The sequence below is a fragment of the Nocardia sp. NPDC006630 genome, from assembly GCF_040611495.1.
GTDB lineage: Bacteria > Actinomycetota > Actinomycetes > Mycobacteriales > Mycobacteriaceae > Nocardia.
The window spans coordinates 647,351-666,121 of the sequence record NZ_JBEXOK010000005.1; the positions used below are offsets into that span (position 1 = coordinate 647,351).

An 18,771-nucleotide genomic window follows, 5' to 3' on the forward strand; every position below is an offset into this window, starting at 1 on the left:
TACAGTGCGCTTGCGCTCGGCCTTCGAGCGCCTGGTCCTCACCCGGAGCACCCCGCCGCTGCTGGAGGGTTGCCGATCAGCGAGCCGGGGCTTAACGCTGATGCTCTTGACCTGATGCGAAATTCTAACGGGGACCGGTGGCGGCCGTCGCGACGGGGAGGGCGCAACTGCGCGTGTACTCCTCATAGGCGGCGACCACGCTGTCCACGAGCTCGCGCGCCGTGCCCGCGGTGGAGCAATCGGGGAACTCGGAGGTCGCGCCGAACTCGCATTCCATGCCGATGCGCACGATGGCATGCCACGTGGCCGAGATCATTCGCACGGACATGGCGTTCGGGTCGGTCTGCAGGCGTTCGGCGAGCACCGTCGTCATGGAGAGGGTTTTGGTGTCGGCCGCGGACAGGCTCTCGGCGCGGACCGTCGCATTCTGCTGCGTAATGCGCTGCATCTGCTGGAACCAGTGAAACGGCAACGGATTATCGCCCTCGATGACCTGCTCGACCGTGGCCTGGAAGGCGTCGAGCAGGGCCTGCAGCTCATTGCCGGTGATGGGCTGCGCGCGCAGCTGATCGGCGAGCGCGCGGCCCATGTCCTCGATCGGGGCGATGACGATCGCCTCTTTGCTGTCGAAGTACCGGTTGATGGTGCGCGGTGAGACATCGGCCGCATCGGCGATCTGCTCGACGGTGGTGGCGTCGAAACCCTGGGCGTCGCACAGCTGCAGCGCCACATCGATGATGCGCGTCCGGGTCTGCTGCTTCTTGCGCTCGCGCAGACCCGGCCGGTGACGCTCCAGACTCGCCCGCTCGGGGCTGTGGAGTGTCAGTGAACCGGCATGCGTCGACGACTCGGACATGTCGTCATTGTATAGCCGTCCGGCGATATTGTGACGAGAACCGCCAACTGTCTGATTGCGACACTTTTCTCTTGACGCCAATTGTCTGGAGGTGCCACGATGGACCAGGCTGTTCGAACCACTCCTGAGGAGACGGCATGACCACTGGGATGGCGACTCTCGCGCCCGATGAAAAATCAAGTCAGACAAGCGCTTCCAAGCGCTGGCTGGCGCTGGGCGTGATTGCCATGGCCCAGCTGATGGTGGTGCTCGACGCCACCATCGTCACTATTTCCCTGCCCTTCGCCCAGCAGGACCTGGGCATCAGCGACGGCAACCGGCAGTGGATCCTCACCGCCTACACGCTGATCTTCGGTGGCCTGCTGCTGCTCGGCGGCCGGCTCGCCGACTACCTCGGCCGTCGCCGCATCTTCCTGATCGGCCTGATCGGCTTCGCCGGCGCCTCGGCGCTGGCCGGACTGGCGCAGAACACCGCGGAACTGTTCGCCGGTCGCGGCCTGCAGGGCGCGTTCGGCGCACTGCTGGCGCCGGCGGCGCTGTCGCTGGTGTCGATCACCTTCACCGAGCCCAAGGAGCGGGCCCGCGCGTTCGGCGTCTTCGCCGGCGTCTCGGCGGGCGGCGCGGCCATCGGCCTGATCGTCGGCGGTCTGCTCACCGAGTACGCCAGCTGGCGCTGGTGCCTGCTGGTGAACACCCCCATCGCACTGCTGGCCTTCGCCGGCGCCATGGCCTTCGTCATCAAGGACATTCCCGCGCCGCGCACCGGCGGGTACGACCTGCCCGGCGCGGTCACCGCGACGCTCGGTTTGATCTCGGTCGTCTACGGCTTCAGCCGCGCGGCCTCGGACGGCTGGACCGCGAGCACCACCCTCGGCTTCCTCGTCGCGGGTGTGGCACTGCTCGTCGCCTTCGTGGTCATCGAACGTCGAACAGCGAATCCGCTGCTGCCACTGCGTATTCCGGGTGAGATCAACCGAGGCGGATCGTTCCTGGTCGCGCTCATCACCCCGATCGCCATGTTCGCCATGTTCCTGAACCTGAGCTTCTACCTGCAGCTCACCCTCGGGTACTCGGCGCTCAAGGCGGGTGTGTCGTTCCTGCCGTTCCCGGTGGGCATCGTCATCTCGGCCGGTATCGCCAGCGCGCTGCTGCCGAAGATCGGGCCGCGCCCGGTCATGCTGACCGGTGCGGTGCTCGGTACGGGCGGTCTGCTGTACCTGGCGCAGCTGTCCTTCGGTGACAGCTACTCCACCAGCGTGCTGCCGGCCATCCTGCTCATCGCGCTCGGTATGGGCGGATTGTTCGTGGCCATGCAGACCACCGCGCTGCATCAGGTGGACGAGAAGGATTCCGGTGTGGCCAGTGCGCTGCTGAACGCGGCGCAGCAGGTCGGTGGTTCCATCGGCACCGCGCTGCTGATGACGCTCTCGGTGCAGGCGGCCGAGCGGTATGCCAAGAATCACCCGACCATCGACAATGTGGTGGCCCGGGCGGCGATCCACAGTTATGACGTGGCGTTCTACGCGGGCGCCGGCTTCTTCCTGCTGACCATTCCGATCATCGCGTTCATGATCCGGGACAAGCCGGAAACGCTGCTGGAGGGCTCCGAGCACGTGCACGCCGGAGTCTGAGCTACCACCGCTTTCGCGGGCCGCGTCCTCTCCGGAGGCGCGGCCCGCGTCGCGTCGGGGGCAACCCGTGTCGCGCCGGGCAAGCCCCGTGGTGACGGTGCACACTACTCACCGGTAACTGAGGGCGGGGTCCCGCACAGCGGGGGCTGCCCGTGCGGTGCGGTTCATAGCAGCAGTACGCTCGTCTTGTTTGGCGCCACAAACTGTACGGACCTGGTACCAGAGGTCCCGCAGAAAACGTCGGGCATATACGTTGTTTGTTGAACAGCCGGGGTCCCCGCTCACAAGCGTGCTCACCCGGCCGTGCAATGGGAGCACCACCTTCCTAGGAGGACACGAAGTCCATGTCCAAGATCAAGGTTGAAGGGACTGTCGTCGAACTCGATGGCGACGAGATGACCCGGATCATCTGGCAGTTCATCAAGGACAAGCTGATAATTCCGTACCTCGATGTGAACCTCGAGTACTACGACCTCGGCATCGAGTACCGCGACAAGACCGATGATCAGGTCACCGTCGACGCCGCCAACGCCATCAAGAAGCACGGCGTCGGCGTGAAATGCGCGACGATCACCCCGGATGAAGCCCGCGTCGAGGAATTCGACCTCAAGAAGATGTGGCGGTCGCCGAACGGCACCATCCGCAATATTCTGGGCGGCACCATCTTCCGTGCGCCGATCATCATCTCGAATGTTCCGCGTCTGGTTCCGGGTTGGACCAAGCCGATCATCATCGGCCGTCACGCCTTCGGCGACCAGTACCGCGCCACCGATTTCAAGGTGCATCAGGCCGGCACCGTCACCCTGACCTTCACGCCGGAGGACGGCTCCGAGCCGATCCAGCACGAGGTCGTCCGCATGCCGGAAGACGGCGGCGTGATCATGGGTATGTACAACTTCCAGGACTCGATCCGGGATTTCGCGCGTGCCTCGCTGAATTACGGTCTGCAGCAGAACTACCCGGTGTACCTCTCCACGAAGAACACCATCCTGAAGGCCTACGACGGCATGTTCAAGGACACCTTCGAAGAGGTCTACCAGACCGAGTTCAAGAAGGAATTCGACGCCGCCGGCCTGACCTACGAGCACCGGCTCATCGACGATATGGTCGCCTCCGCGCTCAAGTGGGAGGGCGGTTACGTCTGGGCCTGCAAGAACTACGACGGCGATGTGCAGTCCGACACCGTGGCGCAGGGCTTCGGCTCGCTGGGCCTGATGACCTCGGTGCTGCTCACCCCGGACGGCCGCACCTGTGAGGCGGAGGCCGCGCACGGCACCGTCACCCGGCACTTCCGCCAGCACCAGCAGGGCAAGCCCACCTCCACGAACCCGATCGCCTCGATCTTCGCGTGGACCCGTGGCCTGGCTCATCGCGGCAAGCTGGACAACACCCCCGAGGTCATCGCCTTCGCGCAGACCCTCGAGGATGTCGTCATCAAGACCGTCGAAGACGGCCAGATGACCAAGGATCTGGCGCTGCTCGTCGGCGGCGACCAGGGCTACCTGACCACCGAGGAGTTCCTCGGTGTGCTCGATGCCAACCTGGCGCGCACCCTGCGCTGAGTATCCGGCTCTCGGGGCCATGAACATTCCGGGCACCTGTCCCGCCACTTCGGCGGAGCGGGTGCCCGAACTGTTTTCCGCGCCCGGGCCGCTTTCGGCACTCGGGAAAGAGTGCCGCGGGTTCCTATCCGCCCTGTTCGTGAGTGAGATCACCGGTGCGGAGGGTATCGGGCGGGTTCGCTCGGATGTTGCGATTGGTCGTGGCCAATTCTGTCTCCGAATCCGTTGATTCCGTGTCCGAGAGCACGGCCACGTCCGGGTACATCGAACCGGCGGCCGGGCGCGGGTGGCATGTGCCCGCCATGCTCGCGCTGGCGATGGGTGGATTCGGTATCGGCACAACCGAATTCGTGACGATGGGATTGCTGCCGGAGATCGCGCGCGGCATGAATGTTTCCGAACCTGTTGCGGGGCATGCTGTTTCGGCGTACGCGCTGGGCGTAGTCGTCGGCGCTCCGGTGATCGCGGCGCTCTGCGCGCGGATGTCGCGCAAGAAGCTGCTGATCGCATTGATGATGGCCTTCACGCTCGGCAATGCGGCGTCGGTGTTCGCGCCCTCGTACCCGACGCTGGTGATCGCGCGATTCGTGACGGGTCTGCCGCACGGCGCCTATTTCGGCGTGGCCTCGCTGGCCGCCGCGTCACTGGCTCCGGTGGGGCAGCGTGCCAAGGCGGTTGCCGCGGTTATGCTGGGATTGAGCGCCGCCAATGTTGTCGGCGTTCCCGCCGCCACCTGGCTGGGTCAGCATCTCGGCTGGCGGGACGCCTATGTGGTGGTCGCCGTGATCGGCGCGGCCACGGTTGCCGCGCTCTTCCGATTCGTGCCGGAGCTCACCGGCATTCGCCTCACCGATCCCCGTACCGAACTGGGCGCGCTGCGTCGTTCCCAGGTGCTGTTGACGCTGCTGGTCGGCGCGGTCGGCTTCGGCGGCATGTTCGCGGTCTACACCTACATCACCACGACCCTCACCGATGTGGCGGGCATGTCGGTCGGCCTGGTGCCGATCGTGCTGATGCTGTTCGGATTCGGAATGGTGGCGGGCAATATCATCGGCGGCGTACTGGCCGATCGCGGTGTGGATCGCGCGATATTCGCGGCATTGATTTCGATGGTGGTGATCCTGGCCGTCTTTATCGCGGCGGCGCACAATCCGTATACCGCGGCGGCGGGCGCATTCTTCGTCGGAGCGTCCGGTGCGGCATTGGCACCCGGCCTGCAAACTCGGCTGATGGATGTGGCACATGACGCGCAAACTCTGGCTGCCGCACTGAATCACGCGGCGCTCAATATCGCGAATGCCGCGGGCGCCTGGCTGGGTGGTCTGGTGATCGCCGCCGGCCTCGGTTACACGGCTCCGGCAGTGGTGGGTACGGGTCTGGCGGTGCTGGGCACGCTGTTGTTCGCGGGCACGGTGCTGATCGCCCGCGCATCGCGTAAGGCGTAGCGGAAACGGCGTCCGGTGCGAGACTCACAGGTATCCTCGAGCTGAATTCACAGCGAACGCCGATATTCTCTCGAGTTGTCGGCCGAAGAGCGCTCTCGACTGGACAACTCCTGCTACGAAAGGAAATCCGTCATGCGTGCTGTTCGAGTCGCAGTCCTCACCGGTGGTTTGCTGGCCGGTCTGTTTCTTGTCGTTCCCGGTGTCGCTTCCGCCGATCCGGTAAGTTGCGGCCCCGATCTCAATAGTTGTGCGACCACCTGTCGTGAGACCATCGGAAACCAGAACATTCGGCTGAGCGATTGCGTCATGACCGACGCCGGCTGGACCTGCGACGCCTGCCTGTATAACTCCGAGCAGTAGCTCCGGCTGGTTCGCTGGGCCGGATCGCTGGTCCGGCCCACAATCGGGCCGTATTACATACACAAATGTATGTAAGTGTACGATGCGTGAATGACCCGTACCGCGACGCCTAAGCCGCCCCGGCGCACCCAGGAGCAGCGTAGCAGCGAGATGCGGGTGCGATTGCTGGACGCGACCATCGAATGCCTGGTGGAGTACGGATACGCGGGTACGACCACGCCCCGGGTGGCCGAGCGCGCGGGGGTGACCCGGGGCGCCCAGGTGCACCATTTCGGCTCCAAGACCGATTTGGTGGTCGCGGCCATCAGCCATCTCGCGCAGCGCCGCGCCGAGGCGGCCATGCTGGAGATCGGGCGGATCAAAGCCGGGCGCGATCCCATCGCGACGGTGCTGGAATTCCTCTGGGAGGCGCATCAGGGCCCGATGTTCATCGCCGCCGTGGAGTTGTGGGTCGCCGGTCGCACGGATCCGACGCTGGCCGCCGAGATGGGCAAGGTCGAGCCGTTCGTGAACAATGCCGTGCTGCTCGCGCTGAGTCACTATGTCCCCGACGAGGTGCATCGCAAGGACGCCCGGGATTTCGTCTTCACCGCCATGGACGCCCTGCGCGGCATTCTCGTCTCGAGCTTCATCGATCCGGATCCCGAACGCGCACACCGGCGTTGGCTGCGCGCGTCGGTCCAGTTGCGTACGGCAGCGCAGGTCACGCTGCCGGGAATGCGGCTGCTCGACTGATCAGTTCTGGTGGGGCAGTAGGTGAATGCCGGTCTTGTCGGTCGAGAGCGCCAGTGAGCTGATGTACTGGATTTCGCCCTCCGGTCCCGGCACCGCCGAGGCGATCATGTCCGGCCGCTCGAATTCCATCCCGGTGACCGCGCAGGCCAGCAGTTCGCCGGACGGGTTGCCGTGCTCGTCGAACAGCGGCAGCTCGATGCCGTCGTCGGTGCGGCGCAGGTAGTACTTGCCCTTCGTGATGATGGCGGTGAGCGGCGTCGCGATGAAGGCCACGACGATCGCGACGATGGGGGAGTACGGCTTCAGCAGCTCACCGAACAGGCCGAAGAAGGTCATGATGGACAGCAGCGTCGCCGATCCGAAGCCGACCAGGCCGACCGGATTGAAGTCGTAGAGCATGCCGCGGCGGAACTCCGGCACCTTCGGGGAGAGCTTCAGTACGTACTTGTTGATCGCGATATCGGTTGCGACGGTGACGATCCAGGCGATGCCGCAGTTGGCGTAGAAGCCGAGAATATTGTTCAGGAAGTCGAACATATTGGCTTCCATCAGGATCAGCGCGATCACCAGGTTCACGACCAGGAAGACCAGTCGGCCCGGATAGGTCTTGGTGACCCGGGTGTAGGAGTTGGTCCAGGCCAGCGAGCCGGAGTAGGCATTGGTGACATTGATCTTGATCTGGCTGATGACCACCAGCACCACCGCCAGCGTCATGGCCAGCCAGCCCGGGACCATATTCTTGTAGATCTCCAGGAACTGGTGCACCGGCTGATTCGCAATGCCCTGTGCGGCAGGCAGAGTCGCGATCAGGTAGACCGCCAGGAACAGTCCGACCACCTGCTTGAGCGCACCGAAGAGCACCCAGCCCGGACCCGCGAGCAGCATCCAGCCCCACCATTTGCGCGCGTTCTCGGGCGTGCGCGGCGGCATGAAGCGCAGATAGTCGATCTGCTCGGCGATCTGCGCGATGAGCGAGAGGCAGACGCCCGCGGCCAGCAGCGTGCCGGAAAGGCTGACGCCGGAACCGTTCTCACCGCCGTAGGCGAAGAACGCGGAGACCGAGTCGGGGTGGCGCACCAGCAGGAAGCCGAAGGGCAGCACCATCAGCAGCAGCCACAGCGGAGTGGTCCAGACCTGCAGTTTGGCCAGGGTGTTCATGCCGTAGATGACCAGCGGGAAGATGATCAGCGTGGAGGTCAGGTAGCCGATCCACACCGGGATGCCCAGGCCCAGCTCCAGGCCCTGGGCCATGATCGACCCCTCCAGCGCGAAGAAGATGAAGGTGAACGAGGCGAACACGATATTGGTGACGATCGACCCGTAGTAGCCGAAGCCGCTGCCGCGGGTGATGAGGTCGAGGTCGATGTTGTAGCGGGCCGCGTAGTAGGCGAGCGGGAAGCCGGTCAGCATCACCACGAGGGCGAAGATGCCGATGCCCAGCAGCGCGTTTCCGGTGCCGTTGGCAATGCCGATATTCGCGCCGATGGCGAAGTCGGCGAGGTAGGCGATGCCGCCGAGGGCCGAGATGCCGACCACCGCCGGGCTCCACTTTCGGTAACTGCGCGGGGCGAACCGCAGCGTGTAGTCCTCCAGGGTTTCCTTGGCGGCGGCTATTCCGTCTGCGTTCGCCGATCGGGCATCGACATCGACCACGAGGTTCTCCTGTCCCAGTGCACCGCGTTCACGGCGACGCTTCGAAACTCCTGCAGGGATGTGCCCGGGCAATTGCCGATCGATTACGTCGCCGTTACGGCACCCTCACCTGTGGTGCATGTCACCTGATCGAGCTATCGGCTGGCATCCCGAGGGGTGTGCCTGGGCGGCGAGGGGTGAAGATCGCATACAACTTTGGCTGTATGTACCAATGCATGCGGGTTCTGCTGGAAGTTTGACGGACTTTGCACTGGTAGAAGCCTGACCTCTTGTCGCCTTACATACATCTCTGTATGTTTGTGCACAGTTCGGCCCGTCGGGTCGACGCCAGCCGCGCGTCCTGGTGCGCGGCCTGATGTGAGGAGTTCGATGACGAACAAGGTCTACGTCGTCGGCGTCGGCATGACGAAGTTCGAAAAGCCGGGCCGCCGCAAGAACGAGGACGGCAGCGGCTGGGACTACCCGGATATGGCGCGCGAATCGGGCACCAAGGCCCTCGCCGACGCGGGGATCGACTACCGCGAGGTCGAGCAGGCCTACGTCGGCTACGTCTACGGCGAATCCACCTCCGGCCAGCGCGCGGTGTACGAGCTGGGCATGACCGGCATCCCGGTCGTCAATGTCAACAACAACTGCTCCACCGGCTCCACCGCGCTCTACCTTGCGGCACAGGCGATTCGGGGCGGACTGGCGGAATGCACGCTGGCGCTGGGCTTCGAGAAGATGCAGCCGGGCTCGCTGGGCTCCAGCTACGACGACCGCGAACAGCCGATGGCCAAGCATGTGATGGCGCTCGCGGAGATCTCCGAGGTGCTGTTCCCGGTGGCGCCGTGGATGTTCGGCGCGGCGGGCCGCGAGCACATGGTGAAGTACGGCACCACCATCGAGCACTTCGCCAAGATCGGCTACAAGAACCACAAGCATTCGGTGAACAACCCGTATGCGCAGTTCCAGGAAGAGTATTCGCTCGAGGACATCCTGGCCTCGCGGATGATCTACGACCCGCTCACCAAGCTGCAGTGCTCGCCGACCTCCGACGGTTCGGGCGCGGCCATTCTCGCCAGCGAGGCGTTCGTGGACCGGCACGATCTGGCGGCGCAGGCGGTGGAGATCGTCGGGCAGGCCATGACCACCGACTTCCAGTCCAGCTTCGACGGCACCGCCAAGAACCTCATCGGCTACGACATGAATGTGCAAGCGGCCGAGAAGGTGTACGCGCAGGCCGGACTCGGCCCGGAGGACTTCCAGGTCATCGAGCTGCACGACTGCTTCTCCGCCAATGAGCTGCTGACCTACGAGGCGCTCGGCCTGTGCAAGGAGGGTGAGGCCGGCCGGCTCATCGACGACGGCCTGACCACCTACGGCGGCAAGTGGGTGGTGAACCCCTCCGGCGGCCTCATCTCCAAGGGACACCCTTTGGGCGCAACGGGTTTGGCGCAGTGCAGTGAGCTCACCTGGCAGCTGCGCGGCACCGCCGACAAGCGGCAGGTCGACAATGTCACCGCCGCGCTGCAGCACAATATCGGGCTCGGCGGCGCGGCCGTCGTGACCGCCTACCAGCGCGCTGACCGCTGAACACCGGCGCTGAAATCTCTTACACCACACTCACACTCGACGAGGAGCAGTAGTCATGGGACACATCGAAGCCAGCAAGGACCTCAGTGCCACCCCCGAGGCCCTGTGGGCTGTCGTCTCCGATCCGCAGACCTGGGACAAGTGGTTCTCCATCCACGAGCGCTGGCTGGAGGAGCCGCCGGCCGCGCTGGCGCCGGGTTCCAAGCTGGTCGCCAAGATCCTCATGCTGGGCATGGCCAATAAGATCGAGTGGGTCGTCGAGAGTGTCGACACCCCGAATCGCCTGGTGCTCAGCGGTACCGGCATGGCGGGCGTGAAGGTGCAGTTCGCCTTCGACATTCAGCCCGAGGGCGCCGGCAGCAAGTTCTCCGTCTCCGGTGACTTCGAGGGCGCGCTCATCAAGGGCGCGCTCGGCAAGGCCGTGGAGAAGGACGGGCTGAACCAGCTCGACAAGACGCTCACGGCTCTCGACGCGCTGGCCACGGCGGCCTGAGATGGCCGGTACCACAGTCGAATTCGATCCCAGCGGGCTGAACGTCTGGTCCGATGAGGAGCCCTTCGAGGTCACCGGCGAGCGCATTGCGGAATACGCCGCCGCCACCAATGATCCCATCGAGGCGCACCTGAAAGGTGTTGTCGCCCCGCCGATCTTCGGCATCGTCCCGGTCTTCGAGGCCATTATGATGCCGGTGCTCGAGGTGGTGCCGATGGATATCTTCGGCCGGGTGGTGCACGGGGAGCAGGACTTCCACTTCCATCGCCCGATCCGCCCCGGCGACAAGCTGTCCTCCCGCGCCAAGGCCATCGGTTACGAGGGCAAGGACAACGGCTCCACCATCACCATCCTCATCGAATGCCGGGCGCAGGACGGGGAACTCGTCAACGAGCAGTACCTGACGGCGTTCTTCCGCGGGGTGAACGCGGGCCCGAAGGTCGGTGACGGTGCGCCGTCGCACCGGTTCGATCCGGCGCTGGCCGGGCAGTCGCCGCTCGCGGTGGTGCCCGCGCACGTGGATCTCGACCAGACCTTCCGCTATGCGCCCGCCTCCGGCGATCCGGTGCCGCTGCATCTGGACGAGCAGGTCGCCAAGGATGCCGGTCTGCCCGGCATCATCGCGCACGGGCTGTGCACCATGGCCATGTCCTCGTGGGCGGTGCTCGGCGAGGTGGCCGATTCGGATGTGGCGCGGCTGCGGCGTTTTGCCGTGCGCTTCTCCAAAATGGTCTTCCCCGGTGACGATCTGCAGACCCGCATCTGGCGGACCTCGAGCGAGGGCGGCGAGACCACGTACGCCTTCGAGACCGCTCGCGGCACGGATCTGGTGCTGACCGATGGCCTGGCCGTCATCGCCGACTGAATTCTTTTCCGACTCTGTAGAGGGAGCAAATGATGGGTGCACTGGAGGGACGGGTCGCCGTCATCACCGGCGCGGGCCGCGGTATCGGGCGCGAGCACGCGCTGCTGTTCGCGCGGGAGGGCGCGGTGGTGGTCGTGAACGACCTGGGCGGCAGTAACGCCGGTGAGGGCGCCGACGCCGGCCCCGCGCACGAGGTGGTGAACGAGATCATCGCCGCAGGGGGGCGGGCGATCGCGAACACCGACAGCGTGTCGGACTGGCAGGGTGCGAAAAACCTTGTCGATCAGGCGGTCTCGGAATTCGGTCGGCTCGATGTGGTGGTCAACAATGCCGGCATCCTGCGCGATGCCTTCGTGGCCGGCATGGACGAGTCGCAGTGGGATTCGGTGATCGCCGTGCACCTCAAGGGGCATGCGGCGGTGCTGCACCATGCCGCCGCCTATTGGAAGGATCAGTCCAAGGCCGGCAATCAGCCCACCGCCGCGGTGATCAATACCGCATCGGCCTCGGGGACCACGGTGCCCAATGCCGGGCAGGCCAATTACGGTGCGGCCAAGGCCGGTATCGCGGCGCTCACGCTGGTCGCGGCCGATGAGCTGGCCCGCTACGGGGTGCGCGTCAATGCCATCGCGCCGATCGCCCGCACGCGGCTGACCCTGGCCACGCCGGGTATGGGCGCCATGATGGCGGCCGAGGCGGAGGCGGTGGAGGAGGGCGGTTTCGACGCCTTCAGCCCGGCCAATATCTCCCCGCTGGTGGCGTATCTGGCCACCGAGAAATGCCCGATCAACGGCAAGGTCTTCGCGGTGCAGGGCGGCGCCATCTCCGAGCTCGCGGGCTGGCACGACGTGAAAACCATTGAGACCGAGGGCCCCTGGCTGATCGACGATATCGCCGGCCAGCTGCCCTGATCCACGGCGTCTTCATCACTACATATCTGGAGAACAACGATGTTCGAGTGGTCCGAGACCGATGAGATGATCCGCGACGCGGTGCGCAGCTTCATCGACAAGGAGATCCGTCCGAATCTGGACGCGCTGGACAGCGGCGAGATGCTGCCGTATCCGATTGTCCGGAACCTGTTCGCCCAGTTCGGAATCGACGCCCTGGGCGGTGAGGCCATCGGCAAGATGCTGGCCCGGCAGCGCAAGAAGGAAGCGGCGCTGGCGGCCGGGGAACCGTTGCCGGAGAAGAAGGAACGCACCTCCGGCGACGGCGGCCCGTTCTCCGGGCAGGAATCGATGATGGCGGTGCTCATCAGCGAACTGTCCGGGGTGTGCATGGGCCTGGTCACCGCCATGGGCGTGAGCATCGGTCTCGGGGCCACCACCATCATGGCGCGCGGCACGCTCGCGCAGAAGGAACGCTGGCTGCCCGATATCGTGACCATGAAAAAGGTTGCGGCCTGGGCGATTACGGAACCGGACTCGGGCTCGGACGCCTTCGGCGGGATGAAGACCTATGTGCGCCGCGACGGTGACGACTACCTGCTCAACGGGCAGAAGACGTTCATCACCAACGGCCCCTACGCCGATACCGTGGTCGTCTACGCCAAGCTGGACGAGGGCGACGGCGTCGACAAGCGGGACCGCAAAGTGCTGACCTTCGTGCTGGACAAGGGCATGGAGGGCTTCACCCAGGGCAAGCCGTTCAAGAAGATGGGCCTGCACGCCTCGCCCACCGGGGAACTGTTCTTCGACAATGTGCGGCTGTCCCGGGACCGGCTGCTCGGCGAGACCGAACAGCACGAGGGCGGTGACGGAAGGGAAAGCGCCCGTTCGAGTTTCACCGCCGAACGCATCGGTGTCGCGTTCATGGCGCTGGGCATCGTGAACGAATGTCATCGGGTCTGTCTGGACTACGCCAAGAATCGCAAGCTGTGGGGTCAGGAGATCGGCCGGTTCCAGCTGGTGCAGTTGAAGCTGGCCAAGATGGAGATCGCCCGGATGAATATCGAGAACATGGTGTTCAACGTGCTCGAGCGTGGTCGCGCGGGTAAGTCGCCGTCGCTGGCCGAGGCGTCCGCCATGAAGCTCTACTGCTCGGAGACCGCCACCGATGTCGCCATGGAGGCGGTGCAGCTCTTCGGCGGCAACGGCTACATGTCCGAGTACCACGTCGAACAGCTGGCCCGGGACGCCAAGTCGCTGATGATCTATGCCGGCAGCAATGAGATTCAGGTGACGCACGTCGCCAAGGGCCTGCTCGCGCAGTAGAGCACGACGGGAACACGAAGTTACGCTACGGCTTGCGGGCCATGGCGCAGGCGATGAGTTGCTCCCAGACCGATAGTCCCGGGGCGGGTCCGCCGATGCGTGGTACGTCTTCTGCCTCGGGAGGGGTCTCCGGGGCGGTGGGCCGCCACAGTGTGCACGGGACCAGTCGGGGTTCCAGGATGTCGAGATCGCCGAAGAGGTCCAGGATCTCGTCCTCGCTGCGCCAGCGGCCGCGGCCGAAGGTGCTCTGCAGCTTCTGCTCCGCGGCCTGCGTCTCCTCATTGTGCCCGGACCGGAAATGCGAGATATAGACCAGACTTCCGGGCTGGATGCGCTCGGACCAGTAGCGCACCACCTCGCCCGGCTTCTCGTCGTCATTGAGGTGGTGCAGGGTCGCGCTGAAGATGATGCCCACCGGCTGGTCGAAGTCGATGAGCCGGACGACGTCCGGATCGTTCCGAATGTCTTCCGCGTCACGCAGATCCGCCTGGATCACCACGGTGGTCTCGTGATCGGCCAGCAGCGCCCGCCCGTGCGCCAGCACGATCGGATCATTGTCGACGTACACCACCCGGGCATCGGGAATCAGTCGCTGCGCGATCTGGTGCACATTGTCGGCGGTCGGCAGGCCGCTGCCCATGTCCAGGAACTGTGTGATGCCGAGCCGCGTCATCTCGCCCACCGCACGCACGAGCGCCTGCCGATTGGCGAAGGCGATCGCCACCGAACCGGGCAGATCGTTCTTGAAGTAGTCGCCGACCTCCCGATCGACGGCGTAGTTGTCCTGCCCGCCGAGCAGATAGTCGTACACTCGCGCGATGCTCGGTGCGGTTTGGTCCACCGGCGTGTGGTCGGTCATCTGTGGACATTCCCCCCAATGCTTCAGACAGCCCGCAGACGGGTGCGGCTGGCGTAGACGTGCTCCGCGATGAGCGTGGCAATGCGGTCGGGCGCCTCCAGCATGGGGACGTGACCCACATCGTGAACCAGAATACGGTCTGCGGAATCCGGAAGCTCCTGGAGGAAGCGCTTGGCATACGCGCGATAGGGAATGACCCGGTCGTTTTCGCACATGAGCAGGCGCACAGGTGTTTTCAGATCCGACAGATCCTCCAGATCGGGGGCGCGCAGCACACCGGCGATGAGCGGCAGCATGGCCCGGCAGTGCAGCGACGAGGTGATCGCGGCCTCGATGGCGCGGCGCGGGGCGGCCGCTGTGTTCTTGCTCAGGATCATGGCCACCGCCTGCCGCACCGGCGCGCTGAAGGCCAGCAGATCGGGCAGATATTTGCCGACCTCCACCAGCGGCACCAGCGACAGGAACTTCAATCCGACCCGAACCTGCAGGGCGGAAGGCGTTTGCCAGCCGCCTGCCGGGGCGATCGCGGTGAGCGTGCGGGCCCGGCCGCGCCGCGCCAGCTCGAAGCCCACCCAGCCGCCGAGCGAATTTCCCGCGATATGACAGGTGCGCCAGCCCAATTCGTCCAACTGGTCTTCGACCCGGTCGGCAAGGGCACTGACATCCAGGTACCAGCCGTCGAGTTCGGGGCCGCCCCAGTGCCCGGTGAAGGCGGGAGCGAACACCTCGCAATGGGACGACATCCGTTGCGCCACCTGCTCCCAGCAGTGTGGCGACATCATGAACCCGTGCAACAGGAGCAGGGGATCACCGGAGCCGGTGTGAAGGGCACGCACGGGCGCGAGCGGGACGGTGGGCTTGTCGGTGCCTGACGTCATCGTCATCACCCCTTCCCGGACCTCGATGTCCGTGGAGAGTAGGTATAGCGGCATTGTACGGTCGTGGGGTGCCCAAAATCCTCAGCACGGTAAACGTCAATGGAGTGCGCGCCGCGGCCCCCAAGGGACTGCTCGCCTGGCTAGCGGTCACCGAGGCCGACATCATCTGCCTGCAGGAGACGCGGGCGACCGATGAGCAAACGCGTAGCGCACTGGCGCCCGCGCTCGAAGCCGGATGGTTCCTGACCCATGCCGAACCCGGCATCAAGGGCCGTGCCGGGGTGGCGATCCTGTCCCGCCGGGCACCCGATGCCGTGCGCGTCGGAGTCGGTCTCGACCAGGACGGAACCTGGTGTGCCGTCGAAGAATTCGCCGAGCTGGGGCGCTACGTGGAAGCCGACTTCGACGAGCTCACCGTGGCCAGTGTGTACGTGCACACCGGTGAGGCGGACACCCCGATGCAGGACGAGAAGTACCGCTTCCTCGATGCCATCGGCGCGCGCATGACCAGCATCGGCCGCGACTTCGTCATCAGCGGCGACTGGAATGTCGCGCACACCGAACTCGACATCAAGAACTGGAAGGGCAACGTCAAGAACTCCGGCTTCCTGCCGCAGGAGCGCGCCTGGGTGTCGTCCATGCTGGCCGCCGGATACGTGGACGTGGTGCGCCTGCTGCACCCGGACGTGCCCGGCCCCTACAGCTGGCACTCCTACCGCGGCCGCGCCTTCGACAATGACGCCGGCTGGCGCATCGACTACCAGCTGGCCTCCGGCGATATCGCCACCCGGGCCAAGCAGGCCGTGGTGGAGAAGGCCGCCACCTACGCCGAGCGCTGGTCCGACCACGCTCCGGTCACGGTGCAGTACCGGTGAAGATCTCCTCGCGGGCGCGCGCCTGGCTGCTGCTGGGCGGCGCGCTGATCATGGTGCTGGTCGCGGTGCTCGTCTCGCGCGGCGGCGATCACGCCGCCACGACGAGCGGCGCCAAGGTGACCACCACGGTCTCCGGAAAGACCACGACCGCAGCCAAACCCGGGCCGCGCGCCACCGCGCCCGGCGCCGTGGATGAGCCGACGCACGCGGCCGGTGTGCCCGATCGCGCCTACCAGACGCTGATCGAGATCGACGCGGGCCGCTGGCCCGGCTCCGCCAATTCCCCAGGGACACATGGCGGGGACACCTGGATGAACCGGGGCGGCAGTCTGCCCGCACAGGATTCGAGCGGTAAGAAGATCTCCTATCAGGAGTGGGACGTCAATCCGAAGAAGCCGGGCCAGGGCCGCGACGCCCAGCGCATCATCACCGGCAGCGACGGTTCCGCCTATTACACCGGTGACCACTACAACACTTTTGTGAGGATGCGCTGATGTCCGAGCTGACGCTCTCGCAGTTCCTCTCCGCCCCAGGGAAATCCGTTGCTTCCGGTACCTCCGGTGACCCGGGCCGAGCGGCGCAACCCGCCACCCTCGGCGTGCTTCCGGTCGGGGCGGCCGAATTCTCCGGTGTGCGTGCGCAAATGCCCGAGGACTATCTGTCGCGGGAGCTGCGGGGGCGCAAGATGCGCACGGTGGCAGAGGTTTTCGACGAGTTCGCGGCGGCGTTCCAGTTTCCGTACTACTTCGGGCAGAACAAGGATGCTTTCGATGAATGTCTGCGGGATCTGGACGAATTCATCGGCCCGGCCCGGGGGTACGTGGTGGTGGTGCGTAATGCCGCACTGCTGCTCACCGAGCAGCCCGAGGAACGGCACTGGTTCGCCGCGGCGATGACCGACAGTGCGGGGCACTGGGCCGAGCGGGAGGTGGCATTCCGGGTGGTGCTGCAGGACGCCGCACCCGCCGGTATCGAGGCGGCGGCGCTGCGGCTGGGATAGCCGAGCCGGATTCATCGGACTTTCCCGCTCCGTTCACCTTCCCGCGTATCTGCGTGTGGCAGGCGCTGCAATGGTCACGCTATTGCGATCGCAGCCTGACGCGATCGAATGATCCGGGAGGTCCCATGCATGCCCCGTCTCGCCGTCGCCTGGGCAGGCGAAGTCGCACCGCTGCCGCGTTCACCGCGCTGGTGGCGCTGAGCGCGACCGCGTGCTCCGGTTCCTCGGGGCAGTCGGCCGCCGATACCGCGACGCCGATCAAGCACGTCGTGGTGATCTTCCAGGAGAACGTCTCCTTCGATCACTACTTCGGCACCTACCCGAAGGCCGCGAACACCGACGGCACCTCGTTCACCGCGCTGCCGAATACGCCCTCGGTGGACGGGCTCACCCCCGACCTGCTGACCAAGAACCCCAACAAGTTCCAGCCGCAGCGACTCGGCGGCCCGAACCAGCAGATCACCTGCGATCAGGACCACGAGTACAAGGACGAGCAGTCCGCCTTCGACGACGGCAAGATGGACAAGTTCGTCGAGCACACCGAAATGGCCACCTGCAAGCCGCCGACCTTCGGCGCGCCCGGCATGGTGATGGACTACTACGACGGCAATTCCGTGACGGCGCTGTGGAATTACGCGCAGCACTACGCCATGAGCGACAACTCCTACGGCACCACCTTCGGGCCGTCGGCGGTCGGCGCGCTGAACCTGGTGTCCGGCCAGACCCACGGCGTGACAAAGGAATTCATGCCCGGCGGCAAGCCGTTCCCGGCCATCGACGTGCTGGAGCAGGCGGGCAACGGCCAGGGCACCATCACCGACGACGCGCAGCCCTTCGGCGACGACTGCTCCAGCCGTGACCAGGTGCAGATGACCGGCACCAATATCGGTGACCTGCTGAACAAGAAGAACATCAGCTGGGGCTTCTTCGAGGGCGGCTTCAAGCCCACCGCGACCACCGGCGGTAAGGCCGTCTGCGGCGCGAACCACACGGTCGGCCCGATGCTCGGCGGCACCGGCAAGACCGGTGACCGGGCGTTCGACACCAAGGACGACTACATCCCGCACCACGAGCCGTTCCAGTACTACGCCTCGACCGCGAACCCGCACCACCTGCCGCCCACCTCGGTGGACAAGATCGGCCAGACCGATCAGGCCAACCACCAGTACGACCTGTCCGACTTCTGGTCGGCCGCGGACGCCGGGCACCTGCCCGCCGTCAGCTACCTGAAGGCCGCCGGCTACCAGGACGGCCACGCCGCCTACTCCGATCCGCTGGACGAGCAGCAGTTCCTGGTCGAGTCCATCAACCACCTGCAGCAGCTGCCGGACTGGAAGGACACCGCGGTCGTCATCGCCTACGACGACTCCGACGGCTGGTACGACCACAAGTCGGCGCCCGCAGGCCTGTCCTCCAGCTCGCCGTACGACGCTCTGAACGGCCCGAGCACCTGCGGCGACGTGAACGGTAAGCACGCCACGTACCAGGGTCGCTGCGGTTACGGCCCGCGCCTGCCGCTGCTGGTGATCTCGCCCTACGCCAAGTCCAATTTCGTCGACCACTCGGTCACCGACCAGAGCTCGATCCTGCGCTTCATCGAGGACAACTGGAAGACCGGTCGCATCGGCGACGACTCCTACGACGACCGCGCCGGCGTCCTCGACCCGATGTTCGACTTCTACTCTCCCGCCCAGCCCGCCCTGGTCCTCGACCCGAAGACCGGTGCCAGGAACTAGCCGAATCCTGTTGAGCGCCCGGCCTTTTGATC

Annotated in this window: 18 protein-coding genes and 1 riboswitch; of the genes, 14 read left to right on the forward strand and 4 right to left on the reverse strand. The window is 65.6% G+C overall.

Features of this window, described 5'->3' with window-relative positions:
- Nucleotide 1: 1 nt before the first annotated feature.
- A riboswitch (SAM riboswitch) is annotated at nucleotides 2-112 on the reverse strand.
- A gap of 12 nt (nucleotides 113-124) precedes the next feature.
- Nucleotides 125-856 (reverse strand): helix-turn-helix domain-containing protein, encoded by a 732-nt coding sequence (locus tag ABZX86_RS17870; RefSeq protein WP_355124680.1) that lies wholly within the window; start codon nucleotides 854-856, stop codon nucleotides 125-127.
- Nucleotides 857-993: 137 nt separating this feature from the next.
- Here ABZX86_RS17870 and ABZX86_RS17875 point away from each other — a divergent pair, with 137 nt between their 5' ends.
- The 5 genes from ABZX86_RS17875 (at nucleotide 994) to ABZX86_RS17895 (ending at nucleotide 6,589) form a co-directional block, all read left to right on the forward strand.
- Nucleotides 994-2,487: an MFS transporter gene (locus tag ABZX86_RS17875; RefSeq protein ID WP_355124682.1), complete on the forward strand. Its 1,494-nt coding sequence runs from the start codon at nucleotides 994-996 to the stop codon at nucleotides 2,485-2,487.
- 344 nt (nucleotides 2,488-2,831) lie between these two features.
- Nucleotides 2,832-4,049: an NADP-dependent isocitrate dehydrogenase gene (locus ABZX86_RS17880; RefSeq protein ID WP_327143858.1), complete on the forward strand. Its 1,218-nt coding sequence runs from the start codon at nucleotides 2,832-2,834 to the stop codon at nucleotides 4,047-4,049.
- A 233-nt stretch (nucleotides 4,050-4,282) separates the two neighbouring features.
- Nucleotides 4,283-5,494 (forward strand): MFS transporter, encoded by a 1,212-nt coding sequence (locus tag ABZX86_RS17885; RefSeq protein WP_355124685.1) that lies wholly within the window; start codon nucleotides 4,283-4,285, stop codon nucleotides 5,492-5,494.
- A gap of 132 nt (nucleotides 5,495-5,626) precedes the next feature.
- On the forward strand, nucleotides 5,627-5,854 hold the full coding sequence (locus ABZX86_RS17890; protein ID WP_355124687.1) for a hypothetical protein: 228 nt from the start codon (nucleotides 5,627-5,629) through the stop codon (nucleotides 5,852-5,854).
- A 90-nt stretch (nucleotides 5,855-5,944) separates the two neighbouring features.
- On the forward strand, nucleotides 5,945-6,589 hold the full coding sequence (locus tag ABZX86_RS17895) for a TetR/AcrR family transcriptional regulator (protein ID WP_327143861.1): 645 nt from the start codon (nucleotides 5,945-5,947) through the stop codon (nucleotides 6,587-6,589).
- Here ABZX86_RS17895 and ABZX86_RS17900 read toward each other — a convergent pair whose 3' ends face one another.
- A complete protein-coding gene (locus ABZX86_RS17900) occupies nucleotides 6,590-8,242 on the reverse strand; it encodes a hypothetical protein (RefSeq protein WP_355124689.1) in 1,653 nt (550 codons plus the stop codon).
- Nucleotides 8,243-8,611: 369 nt separating this feature from the next.
- Between ABZX86_RS17900 and ABZX86_RS17905 the strand changes: the two genes are divergently transcribed.
- From ABZX86_RS17905 to ABZX86_RS17925, 5 genes are read left to right on the forward strand one after another with little or no spacing between them, the layout of a single operon-like run.
- Entirely contained in the window at nucleotides 8,612-9,817 is a 1,206-nt protein-coding gene (locus ABZX86_RS17905; RefSeq protein WP_355124691.1) for a lipid-transfer protein, read from the forward strand.
- Nucleotides 9,818-9,872: 55 nt separating this feature from the next.
- Entirely contained in the window at nucleotides 9,873-10,310 is a 438-nt protein-coding gene (locus ABZX86_RS17910; RefSeq protein ID WP_327143864.1) for an SRPBCC family protein, read from the forward strand.
- 1 nt (nucleotide 10,311) lies between these two features.
- Nucleotides 10,312-11,175 (forward strand): MaoC/PaaZ C-terminal domain-containing protein, encoded by an 864-nt coding sequence (locus tag ABZX86_RS17915; protein ID WP_355124694.1) that lies wholly within the window; start codon nucleotides 10,312-10,314, stop codon nucleotides 11,173-11,175.
- A 32-nt stretch (nucleotides 11,176-11,207) separates the two neighbouring features.
- On the forward strand, nucleotides 11,208-12,086 hold the full coding sequence (locus ABZX86_RS17920) for an SDR family oxidoreductase (RefSeq protein WP_355124696.1): 879 nt from the start codon (nucleotides 11,208-11,210) through the stop codon (nucleotides 12,084-12,086).
- Nucleotides 12,087-12,125: 39 nt separating this feature from the next.
- The gene (locus ABZX86_RS17925) at nucleotides 12,126-13,391 is read left to right on the forward strand and encodes an acyl-CoA dehydrogenase family protein (RefSeq protein WP_355124698.1); all 1,266 of its coding nucleotides are present in this window, start codon (nucleotides 12,126-12,128) and stop codon (nucleotides 13,389-13,391) included.
- A 25-nt stretch (nucleotides 13,392-13,416) separates the two neighbouring features.
- Here ABZX86_RS17925 and ABZX86_RS17930 read toward each other — a convergent pair whose 3' ends face one another.
- Both ABZX86_RS17930 and ABZX86_RS17935 read right to left on the reverse strand, forming a co-directional pair.
- Nucleotides 13,417-14,250, reverse strand: a complete 834-nt coding sequence (locus tag ABZX86_RS17930) for an SAM-dependent methyltransferase (protein WP_355124700.1) — start codon at nucleotides 14,248-14,250, stop codon at nucleotides 13,417-13,419.
- Between the two features lie 23 nt (nucleotides 14,251-14,273).
- On the reverse strand, nucleotides 14,274-15,128 hold the full coding sequence (locus ABZX86_RS17935) for an alpha/beta hydrolase (protein ID WP_355124702.1): 855 nt from the start codon (nucleotides 15,126-15,128) through the stop codon (nucleotides 14,274-14,276).
- Between the two features lie 68 nt (nucleotides 15,129-15,196).
- Between ABZX86_RS17935 and ABZX86_RS17940 the strand changes: the two genes are divergently transcribed.
- From ABZX86_RS17940 to ABZX86_RS17955, 4 genes are all read left to right on the forward strand, one after another.
- Nucleotides 15,197-16,003 carry an exodeoxyribonuclease III gene (locus ABZX86_RS17940; RefSeq protein ID WP_355124704.1) on the forward strand — a complete coding sequence of 269 codons (807 nt, stop codon included), beginning with the start codon at nucleotides 15,197-15,199 and terminating at the stop codon, nucleotides 16,001-16,003.
- Nucleotides 16,000-16,497 carry a ribonuclease domain-containing protein gene (locus tag ABZX86_RS17945; RefSeq protein ID WP_355124706.1) on the forward strand — a complete coding sequence of 166 codons (498 nt, stop codon included), beginning with the start codon at nucleotides 16,000-16,002 and terminating at the stop codon, nucleotides 16,495-16,497. The genes ABZX86_RS17940 and ABZX86_RS17945 overlap by 4 nt, the downstream gene beginning before the upstream one ends.
- Nucleotides 16,497-17,003, forward strand: a complete 507-nt coding sequence (locus ABZX86_RS17950; RefSeq protein WP_355124708.1) for a barstar family protein — start codon at nucleotides 16,497-16,499, stop codon at nucleotides 17,001-17,003. The genes ABZX86_RS17945 and ABZX86_RS17950 overlap by 1 nt, the downstream gene beginning before the upstream one ends.
- Nucleotides 17,004-17,128: 125 nt before the next feature.
- A complete protein-coding gene (locus ABZX86_RS17955; RefSeq protein ID WP_355124710.1) occupies nucleotides 17,129-18,739 on the forward strand; it encodes an alkaline phosphatase family protein in 1,611 nt (536 codons plus the stop codon).
- Nucleotides 18,740-18,771 lie beyond the last annotated feature (32 nt).

Excerpts from the sequence above, each read along its gene's own strand:
- ABZX86_RS17870 (WP_355124680.1), bottom strand. The coding sequence starts at position 856 with ATGTCCGAGTCGTCGACGCATGCCGGTTCACTGACACTCCACAGCCCC.
- ABZX86_RS17875 (WP_355124682.1), top strand. The coding sequence starts at position 994 with ATGACCACTGGGATGGCGACTCTCGCGCCCGATGAAAAATCAAGTCAG.
- ABZX86_RS17950 (WP_355124708.1), top strand. The coding sequence starts at position 16,497 with ATGTCCGAGCTGACGCTCTCGCAGTTCCTCTCCGCCCCAGGGAAATCC.
- ABZX86_RS17895 (WP_327143861.1), top strand. The coding sequence starts at position 5,945 with ATGACCCGTACCGCGACGCCTAAGCCGCCCCGGCGCACCCAGGAGCAG.
- ABZX86_RS17920 (WP_355124696.1), top strand. The coding sequence starts at position 11,208 with ATGGGTGCACTGGAGGGACGGGTCGCCGTCATCACCGGCGCGGGCCGC.
- ABZX86_RS17935 (WP_355124702.1), bottom strand. The coding sequence starts at position 15,128 with ATGACGTCAGGCACCGACAAGCCCACCGTCCCGCTCGCGCCCGTGCGT.
- ABZX86_RS17930 (WP_355124700.1), bottom strand. The coding sequence starts at position 14,250 with ATGACCGACCACACGCCGGTGGACCAAACCGCACCGAGCATCGCGCGA.
- ABZX86_RS17905 (WP_355124691.1), top strand. The coding sequence starts at position 8,612 with ATGACGAACAAGGTCTACGTCGTCGGCGTCGGCATGACGAAGTTCGAA.
- ABZX86_RS17955 (WP_355124710.1), top strand. The coding sequence starts at position 17,129 with ATGCATGCCCCGTCTCGCCGTCGCCTGGGCAGGCGAAGTCGCACCGCT.
- ABZX86_RS17915 (WP_355124694.1), top strand. The coding sequence starts at position 10,312 with ATGGCCGGTACCACAGTCGAATTCGATCCCAGCGGGCTGAACGTCTGG.
- ABZX86_RS17890 (WP_355124687.1), top strand. The coding sequence starts at position 5,627 with ATGCGTGCTGTTCGAGTCGCAGTCCTCACCGGTGGTTTGCTGGCCGGT.
- ABZX86_RS17910 (WP_327143864.1), top strand. The coding sequence starts at position 9,873 with ATGGGACACATCGAAGCCAGCAAGGACCTCAGTGCCACCCCCGAGGCC.
- ABZX86_RS17880 (WP_327143858.1), top strand. The coding sequence starts at position 2,832 with ATGTCCAAGATCAAGGTTGAAGGGACTGTCGTCGAACTCGATGGCGAC.
- ABZX86_RS17925 (WP_355124698.1), top strand. The coding sequence starts at position 12,126 with ATGTTCGAGTGGTCCGAGACCGATGAGATGATCCGCGACGCGGTGCGC.